The sequence below is a fragment of the Paracoccus binzhouensis genome (assembly GCF_016446475.1).
Lineage (GTDB): Bacteria > Pseudomonadota > Alphaproteobacteria > Rhodobacterales > Rhodobacteraceae > Paracoccus > Paracoccus binzhouensis.
Map to the genome: position 1 here is coordinate 1 of NZ_JAEHFP010000007.1, position 13,838 is coordinate 13,838.

Annotated in this window: 15 protein-coding genes and 1 riboswitch; of the genes, 3 read left to right on the plus strand and 12 right to left on the minus strand. The window is 68.9% G+C overall.

Features of this window, described 5'->3' with window-relative positions:
• Positions 1 to 85 precede the first annotated feature (85 nt).
• Positions 86 to 1,043, plus strand: a protein-coding gene (locus I9P22_RS03605) for an IS630 family transposase (RefSeq protein WP_199258087.1) whose coding sequence is annotated in 2 segments (ribosomal slippage) — positions 86 to 436 and positions 438 to 1,043 — 957 coding nt in all. Because the reading frame shifts where the segments join, the coding sequence is not laid out codon by codon here.
• Between the two features lie 208 nt (positions 1,044 to 1,251).
• On the opposite strand, the gene I9P22_RS03610 is transcribed toward I9P22_RS03605, so the two are convergent.
• The 9 genes from I9P22_RS03610 to I9P22_RS03650 form a co-directional block, all read right to left on the minus strand.
• Positions 1,252 to 2,247: a type I glyceraldehyde-3-phosphate dehydrogenase gene (locus I9P22_RS03610; protein WP_199258029.1), complete on the minus strand. Its 996-nt coding sequence runs from the start codon at positions 2,245 to 2,247 to the stop codon at positions 1,252 to 1,254.
• A gap of 100 nt (positions 2,248 to 2,347) precedes the next feature.
• A riboswitch (glycine riboswitch) is annotated at positions 2,348 to 2,441 on the minus strand.
• Between the two features lie 133 nt (positions 2,442 to 2,574).
• Positions 2,575 to 4,461 carry a sigma-54-dependent Fis family transcriptional regulator gene (locus tag I9P22_RS03615; protein ID WP_199258030.1) on the minus strand — a complete coding sequence of 629 codons (1,887 nt, stop codon included), beginning with the start codon at positions 4,459 to 4,461 and terminating at the stop codon, positions 2,575 to 2,577.
• Between the two features lie 80 nt (positions 4,462 to 4,541).
• The gene (locus tag I9P22_RS03620) at positions 4,542 to 5,615 is read right to left on the minus strand and encodes a 2,3-butanediol dehydrogenase (RefSeq protein ID WP_199258031.1); all 1,074 of its coding nucleotides are present in this window, start codon (positions 5,613 to 5,615) and stop codon (positions 4,542 to 4,544) included.
• 11 nt (positions 5,616 to 5,626) lie between these two features.
• Positions 5,627 to 5,956: a carboxymuconolactone decarboxylase family protein gene (locus I9P22_RS03625; RefSeq protein ID WP_058100077.1), complete on the minus strand. Its 330-nt coding sequence runs from the start codon at positions 5,954 to 5,956 to the stop codon at positions 5,627 to 5,629.
• Entirely contained in the window at positions 5,953 to 6,741 is a 789-nt protein-coding gene (locus I9P22_RS03630) for an SDR family NAD(P)-dependent oxidoreductase (protein ID WP_199258032.1), read from the minus strand. Before I9P22_RS03630 ends, I9P22_RS03625 begins: the two co-directional genes overlap by 4 nt.
• A 49-nt stretch (positions 6,742 to 6,790) precedes the next feature.
• Positions 6,791 to 7,894: an acetoin dehydrogenase dihydrolipoyllysine-residue acetyltransferase subunit gene (locus tag I9P22_RS03635; RefSeq protein ID WP_199258033.1), complete on the minus strand. Its 1,104-nt coding sequence runs from the start codon at positions 7,892 to 7,894 to the stop codon at positions 6,791 to 6,793.
• 1 nt (position 7,895) lies between these two features.
• Positions 7,896 to 8,903, minus strand: a complete 1,008-nt coding sequence (locus I9P22_RS03640; protein WP_199258034.1) for an alpha-ketoacid dehydrogenase subunit beta — start codon at positions 8,901 to 8,903, stop codon at positions 7,896 to 7,898.
• Between the two features lie 13 nt (positions 8,904 to 8,916).
• On the minus strand, positions 8,917 to 9,897 hold the full coding sequence (locus tag I9P22_RS03645) for a thiamine pyrophosphate-dependent dehydrogenase E1 component subunit alpha (protein ID WP_199258035.1): 981 nt from the start codon (positions 9,895 to 9,897) through the stop codon (positions 8,917 to 8,919).
• A 20-nt stretch (positions 9,898 to 9,917) separates the two neighbouring features.
• Positions 9,918 to 10,931 (minus strand): ATP-NAD kinase family protein, encoded by a 1,014-nt coding sequence (locus I9P22_RS03650; RefSeq protein WP_199258036.1) that lies wholly within the window; start codon positions 10,929 to 10,931, stop codon positions 9,918 to 9,920.
• A gap of 127 nt (positions 10,932 to 11,058) precedes the next feature.
• Between I9P22_RS03650 and I9P22_RS24925 the strand changes: the two genes are divergently transcribed.
• Positions 11,059 to 12,183 carry an RNA polymerase factor sigma-54 gene (locus I9P22_RS24925; protein ID WP_332908996.1) on the plus strand — a complete coding sequence of 375 codons (1,125 nt, stop codon included), beginning with the start codon at positions 11,059 to 11,061 and terminating at the stop codon, positions 12,181 to 12,183.
• Positions 12,184 to 12,273: 90 nt separating this feature from the next.
• Here the strand turns inward: I9P22_RS24925 and I9P22_RS24800 are convergent, their stop codons facing one another.
• The 3 genes from I9P22_RS24800 to I9P22_RS03665 form a co-directional block, all read right to left on the minus strand.
• Complete coding sequence (locus I9P22_RS24800; RefSeq protein ID WP_269846620.1) at positions 12,274 to 12,408, minus strand: hypothetical protein; 135 nt, start codon at positions 12,406 to 12,408, stop codon at positions 12,274 to 12,276.
• A gap of 117 nt (positions 12,409 to 12,525) precedes the next feature.
• Positions 12,526 to 12,732, minus strand: coding sequence for a hypothetical protein (locus I9P22_RS03660; RefSeq protein WP_199258037.1), 207 nt, complete (start codon positions 12,730 to 12,732; stop codon positions 12,526 to 12,528).
• Between the two features lie 65 nt (positions 12,733 to 12,797).
• Positions 12,798 to 13,004, minus strand: coding sequence for a cold-shock protein (locus I9P22_RS03665; protein WP_199258038.1), 207 nt, complete (start codon positions 13,002 to 13,004; stop codon positions 12,798 to 12,800).
• Positions 13,005 to 13,500: 496 nt separating this feature from the next.
• Here I9P22_RS03665 and I9P22_RS03670 point away from each other — a divergent pair, with 496 nt between their 5' ends.
• Positions 13,501 to 13,734 (plus strand): hypothetical protein, encoded by a 234-nt coding sequence (locus I9P22_RS03670; RefSeq protein ID WP_199258039.1) that lies wholly within the window; start codon positions 13,501 to 13,503, stop codon positions 13,732 to 13,734.
• The last annotated feature ends 104 nt before the right edge of the window (positions 13,735 to 13,838 follow it).

Consider the following 13,838-nt stretch of genomic DNA (forward strand, 5'->3'; position numbering starts at 1 on the left):
GAGCGTATCGCGGGCATCAAGATTCAGGATTCCCGGCCTGCTCGTGATGTGCTTCCCTTTTGCTGAGGCAGGTATGGGGGAGCTGATGGGCAGGCCACATCCAATGGAGCTTCGAACGCGGGTCGTCGCGTATGTCGACGAAGGCCACGGACACCGTGAGGCGGCCCGGCACTTTCGAGTGTCACCCAAATTCGTCAATGACCTGGTGAAGCTGCGACGCGAGACTGGGTTCTTGACGCCGAGACAGCAAGGCAATGGCGGCGGACATGGGAAGCTGGCGGGGGTGACCGGTTGGCTCAAGGCCCGCGTCACGGCCAAAGGCGAGATCACGCTCGACGAACTGGTGGCAGAACTGACCCAAACCCACGGCATCGCCGTCCACCGTGCCACCGTCTGGCGGGTGTTGCGCGGGCTCGGATTGACACACAAAAAAAGCCCTGCATGCGCTTGAACAGAAGCGCCAGGACGTGGCTGGCCTGCGCCATGTCTGGATTGCGAGGCGCCAGCCTTTCATGGCCAACCATCTGGAGCGGTTGGCTTTCATCGATGAGACCGGGGTCAAGACAAACATGACCAAGACCACCGGCTGGGCACCCTGCGGGCAACGTCTGGTGGATCATGCGCCGTTCGGGCATTGGCGGAGCCAGACCTTCGTCGCGGCCCTGCGCCATGACCGGCTGGACGCGCCTTGGGTGATCGACGGGGCGATGAACGCCGAGATGTTCAACCTTTACATTCAAACCCAATTGGTTCCGACGCTGCGGGCCGGCGACGTTGTCATTCTGGACAATCTTTCCAGCCACAAGAGCCCTGCCGCAGCGGCAGCACTGCGCGATATCGGCGCGTGGTTTCTGTTCCTGCCGCCCTATAGCCCTGACCTCAATCCGATCGAGATGGCATTCGCCAAGCTCAAGGCACTTATCAGAAAAGCCGCCGCAAGAACCTACGATCAGCTTTGGGCTGCGGTCGGCCAGGTCTGCGATCTGTTCTCCGACGAGGAGTGCTACAACTACTTCAAAACCGCCGGGTATGAGGCCGATTGAGTGCAACAGGCTCAAGGTCTGCGATCTGTTCTCCGACGAGGAGTGCTACAACTACTTCAAAACCGCCGGGTATGAGGCCGATTGAGTGCAACAGGCTCTAGCGCCGGCCTGGCGCCAGGCTGCCCGTGCCCGGCGGGATCGAACGGCGATGGCGGTCGCGCGGTCCTGTCTCGCACCGCGCCGCCGACCCGGCGCGGGAGCGGGTGCCCTAGCGCCGGCCCATCAGCCGGGCCATGTCGAGCATCCGGTTGGAAAAGCCCCATTCGTTGTCATACCAGCCAAAGACCCGGATCAGCCCGCCCGCCACCGAGGTCTCGCGCCCCGAGACGACGAGGGATTCCGGCCGCGCCCGCAGGTCGCAGGAGACCAGCGGCCGTTCGGTCCAGCCGAAGACCGGCGAGCCCTCGGCCGCGGCTTTCAGCGCTGCGTTCACCCCCGCCGCATCCGCCTGGCGCGCGCTGGCGAAGGTCAGGTCGATGCAGGACACGCTGGCCGTCGGCACCCGGATCGCCCGCGCCGCCACCCGCCCGGCCAGATGCGGCAGCACCGTGCCGATCAGCCGCCCGGCGCTGGTCGTGGTCGGCACCATGGACAGCGCCGCCGCGCGCGAGCGCGCCGGATCGCCGCGCGGCTTGTCCACCGTGGGCTGGCTGCCGGTATAGCAATGCACCGTGGTCATCTGCCCCGAGACCACGCCGAAAGCCTCGTCCAGCACCCGCAGCAGCGGCGCCAGCGCATTGGTCGTGCAGGAGGCGTTCGAGACGATGCGCTGGCCGTCCAGCCGTTCCTCGTTGGCGCCGATCACCACGGTGATGTCGGCCTCGTCCGAGGGGCCCGAGATCAGCACCGCGCCCGCCCCGGCCTCGAGCCCGCGCTCGACCACCGCGCGCGAGCCGGTCATGCCGGTGCATTCCAGCACGATGTCGACGCCCGACAGGTCCAGCCGGCGCAGGTCCGGCGCGGAATGGAAGGGGATCGCCCGGCCATCGACGACCAGCGCGCCATCCGCCACCGCGACCTGGCCGCGCCAGGGGCCGAAGACGCTGTCATATTCGAACAGATAGGCGCAGTTCTCCAGCGACTCGATGTCGTTGATCAGCACGAGATCCAGATCCTCGTAGCCGCCCTGCGCCCAGATGCGCAGGATCGAGCGCCCGATGCGCCCGAAGCCGTTCAACGCCAGCCTGATCCTTCCTTCCGCCACGCGCTCCTCCTCCTCGGCGCAAGCCGGGCGGGCCGGCGCCGCCCGCAAGGGTCGGCCCGGCCGCCTCGGTCCAAAGTCGCGAACCCGCCGGGTTGCGGCGCGTCCCCCCTCTGTCCTTTTGCCTGAGAGCGTCACCGCATGGCGGCTTCCTCCTTCGGCGGATGCGCGGGGCATCTCTCTCCAGAGTGTCGGTCCGGCAGTCTGCTTGCCTGAGAGATTCCGGGGCGTTGCTCCGTCGGCGCGGGGCTGAACCCGACTCTCCTGTCCGAACCGGGGCGGAGGCTGGCACAGTCCCGACGGTTTGGAAAGGCCCCGAATCGGCAAAGCTCAGCGGGCATCCGGCCCGGTCAGCCCCAGCCGCTGCATGCGGCGATAGATGGTGCTGCGATCCACCCCAGCCTGCCGGGCGACGGCCGAGATATTGCCGGCGCAAGCCGCGACCAGCCGGCGCAGCTCGGCCGCCTCCTCGGCCTCGATGCGCTGGCGGGCGGCGGGCAGCGCGGTGGGCCGGGCCAGTTCGGGCGGCAGATCCTCGGGCAGGACCGGGGCGCCGTCGCACAGCGCCGCGCAAAGCGTACAGAGATTGACGATCTCGCGCACGTTCCCCGGCCAGTCATGCGCCAGCAGCAGCGCCATGGCCTGCGGCGAGAAACGCGGCTTGCCCTCGGTCGCGCCGGCGATGCGGGCGATCAGCCATTCCAGGTCGGCCCGCGCCCGCACCGGCGGGATGTCCAGCACCAGCCCGTTCAGCCGGTAATACAGGTCCTGCCGGAACCGCCCCTCGGCCACCAGCCCGGCCAGGTCGCGATGCGAGGCCGAGATGACGCGGATATCCACCGGCTCGGCGCGGGTGGCGCCAACCGGCAGCACCTCGCGCTCGGACAGCACCCGCAACAGCCGCGCCTGCAGGGCCAGCGGCATGTCGCCGATCTCGTCCAGGAACAGCGTGCCGCCATGCGCCTCGCGGATCAGGCCCTTCTTGCCGCGGGCATGGGCGCCGGTAAAGGCGTTCGGGGCATAGCCGAACAGCTCGCTTTCGATCAGCGCCTCGGGCAGCGCGGCGCAGTTGATCGCCACGAAGGAGCCGCGGCGGCGGGACGAGGCATGCATGGCCCGGGCGATGAATTCCTTGCCGGTGCCGGTCTCGCCGCGCAGGATGACGCTGATCTGGCGGTCCACCACCTTGGCGGCACGCTCGGCCAGGCGCTGCATGGCCGGGTCGCCGCCATGGATCGCGCGCAGCGGCTGGGGCAGGCTGGTCTCCGTGGCCCGGCGCGGCGGTGCGGTGGGCGGCACGGCGCGGGCAAAGATCAGGCCGCCGGCCTGCATCTCCAGCGCGCCGTCGACCGGGGCCATGGCGCGCGACAGCTTCGGCAGGTCGTCCAGGTCGCAGGCGAAGATGTCGTCGAAGCGCCGGCCGATCAGCGCCTCGGCCGGCCCGCCGGCCAGAAGCTCGCGCGCATTGTTGGTCATGCCGCTGATGCAGCCCCCGGCGTCGATGGCGACCGCGACCATCGGGTCCACGTCCAGGAATTCGGGCGAGGGGTTCAGCCGCAGGATCCAGTCGGCGCGGTGCCGGCGCACCAGATTGGCCATCTCGATGCGCCGGGCGCAGGATTTCATCACCTCCAGCGTCAGAGCCTGGCTCATCTTGTCTTGCGGCGCCTGCAGATGCGACAGGTCCAGCACCCCGATCAACCCGCCGCGCGTGTCGTGGACCGGCACGGCGGTGCAGGACAGCGGCGTCAGCGCCAGGTCGAAATGGTCGGTGCGATGCACGGTGATCGCCCGCCCGGTAGCCAGGCAGGCGCCCACGCCATTGGTGCCGACATGGCTTTCATGCCATTCCGAGCCGGTGATCAGACCGGCATGGCGCAGCTCGCGGTCCAGCTCGGCATCGCCGATGGCATCGACGGTCACGCCACGCGCGTTCGACAGCAGCAGCACATAGCCCATCGTGTTCACGCGGCGATAAAGGTCTTCCATGCCGTGCCGGGCCATGCCCAGCAATTCCTCGGATTCCTGGCGGTGCTGGCGCAGTTCCTGCTGGGTGACGATGCGCGGCCCGGCATGGCGGCCGGGGTCGAGCTGGTGTTCGTTCACGCAGCGCCGCCACGAGGCCAGCACATCGGCATCCCGGCGCGGCGATGTCTCGCCCTCGGCCACGCGAATGACTTCAAGGACATGCGTCCCGGTATCCGGCATTCCCCGCATCGGCTCCTCCCAAAGCCCGGCGCGACCATAGCACGGGTCGGGCCGCGCCGGGGCAGAAATCTTGCCGCAGGCGCCGGCCGTCAGCGCGACAGGTCGATCAGGATCTTCAGCTGGCTGCCGGCCGGGTCCAGCAGCGCCTCGAACCCCTCGGACACGGCCTCGTCCAGCGCGATGCGCTTCGTCACCACCCGCCTGGCCGGGATGGCGCCCGAGGCGATCAGCTCGATGGTGCGCGGCCAGCTATGCGTCGGATAGCACCACGAGCCGCGGATCTCGGCATCCTTGAAGGTCAGCTGGAAGAAATCCACGCTGCCCTTGCCCGGATGCAGCCCGGTCTGCACGATCACCCCCTGCTTGCGCACCGCGTCGAGGCAGGATTGCAGCGCCCGTTCGTTGCCGACGCATTCCAGTGCCACGTCGCAGCCGATGCCGCCTTGGGTGCCGGCGCGCACCCGCTCGCCCACATCCTCGCGCGCGGGGTTGATGGCGACGACACCCGGCACGACCTCGGCGGCGAGCTTCAGCCGCGTGTCGTTCACGTCCGACACGAACAGCCGCGTCGCGCCGAAGGCCCGCGCGGTCAGCAGCGCCAGGATGCCGATGGGCCCGGCGCCCGTCACCAGCACCGAATCCCCGGCGGTGATCCGGCCGCGGTCGCAGGCATAGACGCAGACGGCGGTCGGCTCGACCAGCGCCGCCTCCTCGTCGCTCATCCCGTCGGGGATCTTCTCGACATTGTAGTCGTTGAGCAGCGCCATCTCGGCCATGCCGCCCGAGACCCAGGACAGCCCGACCAGCGCCAGGCTGCCCGAGAGGTTGTGCCAGCCGCGGTCGGCGAAATGCTCGCCGCCGCGCGGCATGATCAGCGGCTGCACCGCCACCCGGTCGCCGGGCGCCACCTTGGTCACGCCCTCGCCCACCGCCACGACCTCGCCGCCGAATTCATGGCCCAGCACCTGCGGGCCATGGGCGCCGGAATAGGGATGCGGCGCGGTCGGGATGAAGATCGGCCCCGAGGCGTATTCGTGCAGGTCGGTGCCGCAGATGCCGACATGGCGGTTGCGGATCAGCACCTGCCCGGGACCGGGCCGGGGTGGTTCGGGGATGTCCTCGACCCTAAGATCGCGCGCGGCATGGAAACGCAAGGCTTTCATGATATCCCCCCTTACAATTCGTCGAAGGCGGCCAGCGCCTTGGCGGCATAGACCGTGCCCGGCCCGCCCGACATCTCGATGGCGACGGCCAGCACCTCCAGCAGTTCCTCGCGGCTGGCGCCATGGGCCTTGGCCTCGCTGGCGTGGAAGACGATGCAATCCTCGCAGCCGCGCCCGATGGCGACGGCGATGGCGATCATCTCCTTCATGGCGGGGCCGACCTTGCCCTCGCGGTTGGCGGCGAGCATCAGCCCGCGAAAGGCGGACATGGTCTTGCCGTCGGCCTTGTAGAGCGCGGCAGCGCGCGCGTTCATCTCGGCCAGTTTCTGTTTCGCGTTCATACCAGCACCATCCCTCCATCGACGACCAGACTTTGCCCGGTCATGTAATCCGACCCGGCCGAGGCGAGGAAGATCGAGACGCCCGCCAGATCCTCGGGGCGCGACGGGCGGCCCAGCAGGATGTCGGCCGAGAAGCCCTCGAAAGCCTCGTTGTCGCGTTGGGTCAGCCCCTCGTCCTTGAAGCCCTTGTCGATCAGCTTCCACATGTCGGTGGCGACCACGCCGGGACAGATGGCGTTGACGCAGATGCCGTGCTTGCCAAAGGCGCGGGCCGCGGCCTGGGTCAGCGCCACCACGGCGAACTTGCTGGCCGAGTAATGCGCCAAGGGCTCGTAGCCCTGCTTGCCGGCGATCGAGGCGGTGTTGACGATCTTGCCGCCGCCACCCTGGGCGATGAACTGCTTCGCCGCCTCCTGGATGCCGATCAGCACGCCCATGGCGTTCACGTCCATGACGCGGTGCCAGTCCGCCTCGGTGATGTCGTTGAATGGCTTGACCTGCGCGATGCCGGCATTGTTGAACATGGCGTCCAGCCGGCCATGTTCGACGACGGTGCGGGCGATCAGCGCACGCGTGCTGGCCCGGTCGGTCACATCGACGGCAAGGCCGATGGCCTGCCCGCCCGCCTCGCGGATCTCGGCGGCGGTGGATTCGGCGGTATCGGCGGCGATGTCGGCGATCACCACCCGGGCGCCGGCCTGCGCCAGCCCCTCGGCGATGGAGCTCCCGATGCCGCGGCCCGCGCCGGTGACGATGACCACGCGGCCTTCGACGGAATTGCTCATCTCTCTCCTCCCATTGCAATGGGCCGCCCCCTTGGGGACGGCCGGCGATTCAGGCGATGAAGTCGCGGATCAGGCGGTTGACCTCGGCCGATTGCTCCATCTGCACCATGTGACCCGCTTCGGGGATGACATGGCGGGACGCGCCCGGCAGGCTTTCGGCATGGGCGGCGGGGATGATCGCATCGGCCTCGCCCCAGATCACCTGGGCGGGCACGCCCGAGGCGGCCAGCGCCTCGGCCAGTCGCTCGGCCTGCCGGCCCTCGCGGAACAGCGCGGCCGAGAGTTCGGCCAGGAAATCCTGCACCCCGTCGAGGCGCTTGTATTTCAGCAGGTCCTCGACCATCGCGCGGCTGACCAGCGACTGGTCCTTGAACAGATGTGCCAGAACCGGCTTCAGGTCCTTGCGCCCGGCGGCCTTCACGAAGCCGTCGATATAATCGGCATTGATCTCGGACCCGAGGCCCGCCGGACAGATCAGCGTGACCGAGGCGACGCGCGCCGGGTGCTGCGCCGCCAGCGTGCCGGCGACCAGCCCGCCCATGGAATGGCCGGCCAGATGCGCCCTGTCCGCGCCGATATGGTCGAGGAAGGCCAGGACGGTTTCCACCATCAGCCCCAGCCCGGCCGGGCGCGCCGATTTCACCGACTGGCCATGACCGGGCAGGTCCAGCGCATAGACCGGCGCAGCTTCCGCCAGCGCGTCGATGTTGAACAGCCAGTTGTCCAGGTCGCCGCCGAAGCCGTGGATCAGCACCAGCGGCACGCCCTCGCCCGGCCGCTCGGCATAGCGGATGCGACCCATGGGCAGGTCGGCATATTGATAGGCGGGTCCGGCATCCTCGTCCTCGTCGCCGGCCGATGGGGCCTGATAGGCGGCGACATAAGCATCGATTTCCGCGTCCGGCACCGCTTCCGGCGCCATCACCGCCAGCAGCGCGCGCACCGGATAGGTCTCGCCCTCGATGCCGACGCGGCGGCGCAAGAGGCCCCCGTCGGCGGCCTCGACCACATTGGCGATCTTGTCGGTCTCGACATCCATGATCTCGTCGCCGGGCTTGATCTCGGCGCCCTCGGCCACGTGCCAGGCCGCCAGCTTGCCCTCGCGCATCGAGAGCCCCCATTTCGGCATCAGGATCGGGGTGATGTCTGCCATGTCAGTTCTCCAGCGTCTTGCGGACGGCCGCGGCGATGCGCTCGGCCGAGGGCACATAGGCGTCTTCCAGCGAGGGCGAGAAGGGCACCGGCGCATGCGGCGGCGTCACCATCTGCACGGCCGCCTTGAGCGCGTCGAAGGCATCCTGCGCCACGGTGGCGGCGATGTCGGCGGCGATGGAACAGCGCGGGTTCGCCTCGTCGACGCAGACCAGCCGGCCGGTCGCCTCGACGCTTTCCAGCACCGTGTCCATGTCGATCGGCGAGAGCGTGCGCAGGTCGATCACCTCGACATCGACGCCCTCCTTCTTCAGCAGCTCGGCGGCTTCCAGCGAGCGGCCGACCATCTGGCCATAGGTGACGATGGTGGCATCCGCGCCCTCACGGACGATGTTCGCCTCGCCGAAGGGGATGGCATAGGGCTCCTCGGGCACATCCGCCGTGCTGGCGTAGAGGTTCTTGTGCTCCAGGAAGATCACCGGGTCGTTGTCGCGGATCGCCTGGATCAGCAGCCCCTTGCAATCATAGGCGTTCGAGGGGCACACCACCTTCAGCCCCGGCAGATGCGTGAAGAGCGGTGTCAGCATCTGGCTGTGCTGGCCCGCCGCGCGAAAGCCCGCGCCGCACATCGCCCGGATCACCACCGGGGTTTCCGCCTTGCCGCCGAACATGTAGCGAAACTTCGCCGCCTGGTTGAAGACCTGGTCCAGGCAGACGCCGATGAAATCGACGAACATCAGTTCCGCCACCGGCCGCAGCCCCGCCGTCGCCGCGCCCACCGCCGCGCCGACATAGGCGCTTTCCGACAGCGGCGTGTCGATCATCTGCTTCGGGTGCTTGGCGTAAAGCCCCTTGCTGACGCCCAGGACGCCGCCCCAGGCGTCATCCTCGCCCTGCGCGCCGGCGCCGCCGACGATATCCTCGCCCATCATGATCACGGTGGGGTCGCGGGTCATCTCCTGATCCAGCGCCTCGTTCACCGCGTCCTTCATGCTGATGATGCGTGCCATGGCAATTCCTCCCTCAATAGGACACGTAAACGTCGGTGGTCAGTTGTTCCGGGCCGGGCAGCGGCGCGGCGATGGCCGCGACCACCGCCTCGTCGATCAGCGCGGCCACCTCGGCGTCGATGGCGTCCAGCTCCTCGTCCGAGATCACCCCGGCCTCGGTCACCTTCAGGCGGAACAGCTTGAGGCAATCATTGTGTTCGCGGTTGTATTCGTTCTCGCCCGGCGCCTTGTAGGTCTGGGCGTCGCCTTCGAAATGGCCGAAGAAGCGGACGTTCTTGCATTCCAGCAGCGTCGGCCCGGCGCCTTCGCGGGCGCGGCGGATGACCTCGCCCGCCGCCTCGTGGACGGCGAAGAAATCCAGCCCGTCCACGGTGATCCCCGGCATGCCGAAGCCCGTCGCCCGGTCCACGTAGCTGTCCGAGGCGGTGGCGTAATCGACCGAGGTCGATTCGGCATAGCCGTTGTTTTCCACCACGAAGATCACCGGCAGGTTCCAGATCGCGGCCAGGTTCATGCTTTCCAGCACCGTGCCCTGGTTCGAGGCGCCGTCGCCGAAGAAGGTGATGCCGACGCCGTCATGGCCCAGCTTCTGCGCCGCCAGCGCCGCGCCGCAGACCAGCGGCGCCCCGGCGCCCAGGATGCCGTTCGCCCCCATCATCCCCAAGGACAGGTCGGCGATATGCATCGAGCCACCCTTGCCGGCGCAGCAGCCGGTGGCCTTGCCATAGATCTCGGCCATCATCGCCTTGACGTCGACGCCCTTGGCGATGCAATGGCCATGGCCGCGATGGGTCGAGGCGATGCGGTCGCGGTCGTGCAGATGCATCATGATGCCGACCGCCGTGGCCTCCTCGCCGGCGTAGAGATGCACGAAGCCCGGGATCTCGCCGCGGGCGAAATCGACATGCAGCCGCTCCTCGAAATCGCGGATGGTGCGCATCTTGCGATAGGCTTCAAGCAGCCGCTCCTTGGGCAGCGGAAACGGATTGGACATGAACTCCTCCCTTGTCTGGTTCAGTCTGGGTTGCGGATGAACAGCCCGGCCTGCGCGGCATGGGCCATGCAGGCGGGCACGTCGATGGTGCGGAAGGCGTCGGGCACCAGCCGCACAGAAACCCGGTCGCTTTCGGTGAAGGTCAGCTCGCGCTCGCCATCGAAGGCCAGCGTGCCGGCGGGGATCGAGGGGCGATGCGCCTGGCCCGGCGCCATGCGCGCGACACCGGCGATGCCGACGCGGTCGATCAGCCCCGGCGCAATGGGGGCCAGCAGCTGGCGCGGCGCGTCGGGCGACAGGCGGACATGCCGCCCCTCGGGCGTGGCGCGGTCCACCGGGTCGCAAAGCCCGGCGATGGCCGACATGCCGATGGCCTGCGGCAGGCCGAAGGTCACGAACAGGTCGCGGAATCCGGCGGCCTTCCAGATGGCGCGGGCGCCGACGAAACGGTCCTCGACTACGGCGACATCGACCAGCGCAATCTCGCGCCGTTCGCCCAGCGTCACCTCCAGCCATTTGTTCCGGCGCAGCGCCACGGCTCCGGGCACTTGCCCGGTGACGGCCAGCCCCACAGCGAGGCCGGTGATCGTCGGCTCGCGCAGCTCGGGAAAGGCGTTGTTGGTGCCGGTCGAGACCCCGGCCACCGGCACCGCGCCGCAGGCCCCGACCACGACGCGGTTGGTGCCGTCGCCGCCCAGAACCACGATGGCGCCCACGCCCTCCTCGGCCATCATCCGCGCGGCGCGGGCGCTGTCCTCGGGCGTGGCAGTGACGGGCATGTCGAGATAGCGCAGGCGCGGGAAATGCCCGTGGCCGAGACGCAATTCGCGCTGGATGCTGCGTTCCAGGTGAAAGCGGATGCCGCCGTTCTCCGGCATGACCAGCACTTCCTCGACTCCGGAAGCGGCCAGCCCGGCCATCATGCGCAGCACGATATTGGCGCGGTCGTTGATGGGCAGGTTGCCCGCATGCGAGATCACCCGCCGGATGTCGCGGGCCGAAATCGGATTGGCAATGATGCCGACCTTGACCATGTCTGTCCTCCCTGCCCATCATGCAAGCAACGGCGGGGCCAATTTCGGCGCGCCATGATCGCAGGGGTCTTGCGGCCAGGCTGTTGCAGGCACCGCAACAGCTGTGGCGCAACAGGGGGGAGGAACGGTGCAGGAACAGCAGCAGCGCCAGATCCGCGGCCTGTCGCTGAGCCAGCAGATGCGGCTGTCGCTGGACCTGCTGCGCATGGACGGCGCGCGCCTGCGCCGGCGGCTGCGGCTGGAGGCGGCGCGCAATCCCTGCCTGGACCTGGCCGAGACGCCCGAGGAGCGCTCGGACCGCCAGCGGCTGGCGGAGCAGGTCGGCTTGCTGCGGCTTTCGGCCGATGAGGCGCATCTGGCCCGGGCGCTGGTGCATTGCCTTGACGAGCATGGCTGGCTGTCCGACCCGGTCCCCGAGGTGGCGGGCTGGCTGGGCGTTGCCCCGGACCGGATCGAGGCGCTGCTGCCGGCCCTGCAGCAGCTCGACCCGCCCGGCGTCTTCGCCCGCGGCCTGGCAGAATGCCTGCGCCTGCAATTGCAGGCCCGCGGACGCCTCGACCCGATGATCGAGGCGCTGCTGCAGCGCCTGGATCTGGCGGCGGCGGGCGATCTGGCAGCGATCCAGGCGCATTGCGGCTGCGATGCCGAGGATGCGGCCGGGATGCTGGCCGATCTGCGGGCGCTGTCGCCGCGGCCGCTGGCAGGGGACGGCCCGTCCCCCGCCCCGCCCGAACTGGAGCTGACCGCCGCCGGCGATGTCCGACTGACCGCGCCGCAACCGCTGGCGGGCAGCCAGGGCAGCGCCGAGGATCAGGCGGCGGCGCGAGCGCTGGTCGCGGCCGTCGAGGCGCGGGGGCGGACCCTGCTGCGTATCGCACGGAGGCTGGTGCGGTTGCAGGCGCCCTGGCTGCGCGGCGAGGCGGATCTGCGGGCGCTCAGCATGACCGCGCTGGCGGCGGAACTGGAGCTGTCGAAAAGCACCGTCAGCCGCGCCGTGGCCGGGGTGGCGATGCGCACCCCGCGCGGCACCCTGGCGCTGCGCGACCTGCTGCGGCCGCCAGCCAGCCCGCTGAATCCCGCCATCAGCCGCGAATCGGCGCTGGCCGCGCTGCGGGCGCTGATCGCCGAATGGCCGCCGGGACGCCGGATCTCGGACGCCCGGCTGGCGCAGGCGCTGGCGGAACAGGGCATCCGGCTGTCGCGGCGGACGGTGGCGAAATGGCGCGCCGGGCTGCAAGGATCCAGGGGCTGAAATGCAAGGCGGCGCCCCTGCCATGCCGGGGCGCCGCTGGTCGGATTGGTCGAGGCAGGGCCGGCGCAGGGGCGCGCGGGCCTCAGGGCGTCAATGCCGCGACATCGGGATGCCGCCGCGTTCGGCCGTGCCGGTCTCCGCCTGCTTGACCATATACATGATCGCCAGCCGGCGCTTGCTCTGCTGCTTCTGGACGGTTTTCCTGCGGATCGTTTTTCTTGCCATGTTTCTTGTCGTTCCTGTTGATCGGCGGCCATGCGCCGCCGGGCCCCCTTGCGAAGGGCCCGGGCGCGGCCTGGCGCCGCGGCCTGCTCGCCGGCCGTGACCAGCCCGGGCAGGCGGCTATTTCGTGGTCTTGCGCCTGGCGGGGGCCTTGGCCGGCCCGGCCGCGTCGCGGGCCAGGCGCTGCGCCCGAAGGCTGGCGGTCAGCTCGGCGCGCCGTTGATTCTGCTCGTCGATGATCTGCCGGGCTTCGAATGTGGTCCGATCCATCGCGGTCATCGGCGCGGGATCGCGAAACAGGCTCTTGGCCTTGTCCTTGGCTGCCATGCGGGCCTCCAGAGGGTTTGGCCCGGCCATGATCGGCCGGACCGGGTGCCGTGCGGCGCAATGGCTCAGGCGAGCACCAGGTTGCGCGCCGACTGGCGGCCGTCGCGGCCCGATTCGATCTCGAACGTCACCGGCTGGCCGTCGTTCAGATGATGGATGCCGGCACGCTCAAGCGCGCTGATATGGACGAACACGTCCTTGCCGCCGTCTTCCGGGGCGATGAAGCCGAAGCCCTTGGTGGCGTTGAACCATTTCACGGTGCCATTGGCCATCGTGATATCTCCTTCATGTATGTCGCCCGCGACATGCGGCGACCCGGCTCAGTCAGTTCGAAACGCAGACTGAAGCCGAGAAGGAGACAGGTGCAGAGAGAAATAACGTTGCCCGGCCAAGATGGGCCCACGAGCGCGATAAATCAAGGGGCTTGACCGCTTTGGCCGCATCCGGCGGGCCGGCGGGCGGAAGCTTCCCGACAACAGGCTGAATTCGCTGGATTCATTCCCGGCGCCGGATCATTTGGCAGCGTGGCCATTCCCGGACCGCAAGGCGCGGATGCCGATAATCCCACGCTTGTCACGCGCTGCAACGCAGCGGTAATATTGCGTGATCCGAAAACAGCGGTTACAAAACTGTGAGGATCTCCGGCATAAGCTGGGGCCGAACCGCGCCGGCGGATGCAACCGGCGCCACCAATTCGTCCGCAACAGCCACCGCCCGCAGCGGGTCGTGGCGCTGGATGATCAACGACAACTGAAGAAAGGACCTCGTATGTGGACTCGCGTTCCGACGACTGTCGATGGAAAGGCCATTTCTGGGGACTGGACGATCACCTTCAACGACCGGCCTGTCGGCCGCATCTCGCATGATTCGCAGGGTCCGGGCGTTGGCGCCTGGACCTGGATGGTGCTGGACCGCGGCAATGCCGGCCGCGCCTGGACCGAGGAGGCGGCGCTGTCGGCCATCAAGGAGGCGGTTGGCAATTCCTCGGCCGAAGTCGCCTGACCATCGCCTGACCAGGGACGGGGCGCCGGCAAGGGCGCCCTGCCACGCACCCGGCCGCGCCCCCGCTTCGGCCGCGAATCCCCCGGGGAGAGGGTCGCATCCAA

Excerpts from the sequence above, each read along its gene's own strand:
- I9P22_RS03670 (WP_199258039.1), top strand. The coding sequence starts at position 13,501 with ATGTGGACTCGCGTTCCGACGACTGTCGATGGAAAGGCCATTTCTGGG.
- I9P22_RS03645 (WP_199258035.1), bottom strand. The coding sequence starts at position 9,897 with ATGTCCAATCCGTTTCCGCTGCCCAAGGAGCGGCTGCTTGAAGCCTAT.
- I9P22_RS03635 (WP_199258033.1), bottom strand. The coding sequence starts at position 7,894 with ATGGCAGACATCACCCCGATCCTGATGCCGAAATGGGGGCTCTCGATG.
- I9P22_RS03625 (WP_058100077.1), bottom strand. The coding sequence starts at position 5,956 with ATGAACGCGAAACAGAAACTGGCCGAGATGAACGCGCGCGCTGCCGCG.
- I9P22_RS03615 (WP_199258030.1), bottom strand. The coding sequence starts at position 4,461 with ATGCGGGGAATGCCGGATACCGGGACGCATGTCCTTGAAGTCATTCGC.
- I9P22_RS03640 (WP_199258034.1), bottom strand. The coding sequence starts at position 8,903 with ATGGCACGCATCATCAGCATGAAGGACGCGGTGAACGAGGCGCTGGAT.
- I9P22_RS03660 (WP_199258037.1), bottom strand. The coding sequence starts at position 12,732 with ATGGCAGCCAAGGACAAGGCCAAGAGCCTGTTTCGCGATCCCGCGCCG.
- I9P22_RS24800 (WP_269846620.1), bottom strand. The coding sequence starts at position 12,408 with ATGGCAAGAAAAACGATCCGCAGGAAAACCGTCCAGAAGCAGCAGAGC.
- I9P22_RS03630 (WP_199258032.1), bottom strand. The coding sequence starts at position 6,741 with ATGAGCAATTCCGTCGAAGGCCGCGTGGTCATCGTCACCGGCGCGGGC.
- I9P22_RS03665 (WP_199258038.1), bottom strand. The coding sequence starts at position 13,004 with ATGGCCAATGGCACCGTGAAATGGTTCAACGCCACCAAGGGCTTCGGC.
- I9P22_RS03650 (WP_199258036.1), bottom strand. The coding sequence starts at position 10,931 with ATGGTCAAGGTCGGCATCATTGCCAATCCGATTTCGGCCCGCGACATC.
- I9P22_RS03620 (WP_199258031.1), bottom strand. The coding sequence starts at position 5,615 with ATGAAAGCCTTGCGTTTCCATGCCGCGCGCGATCTTAGGGTCGAGGAC.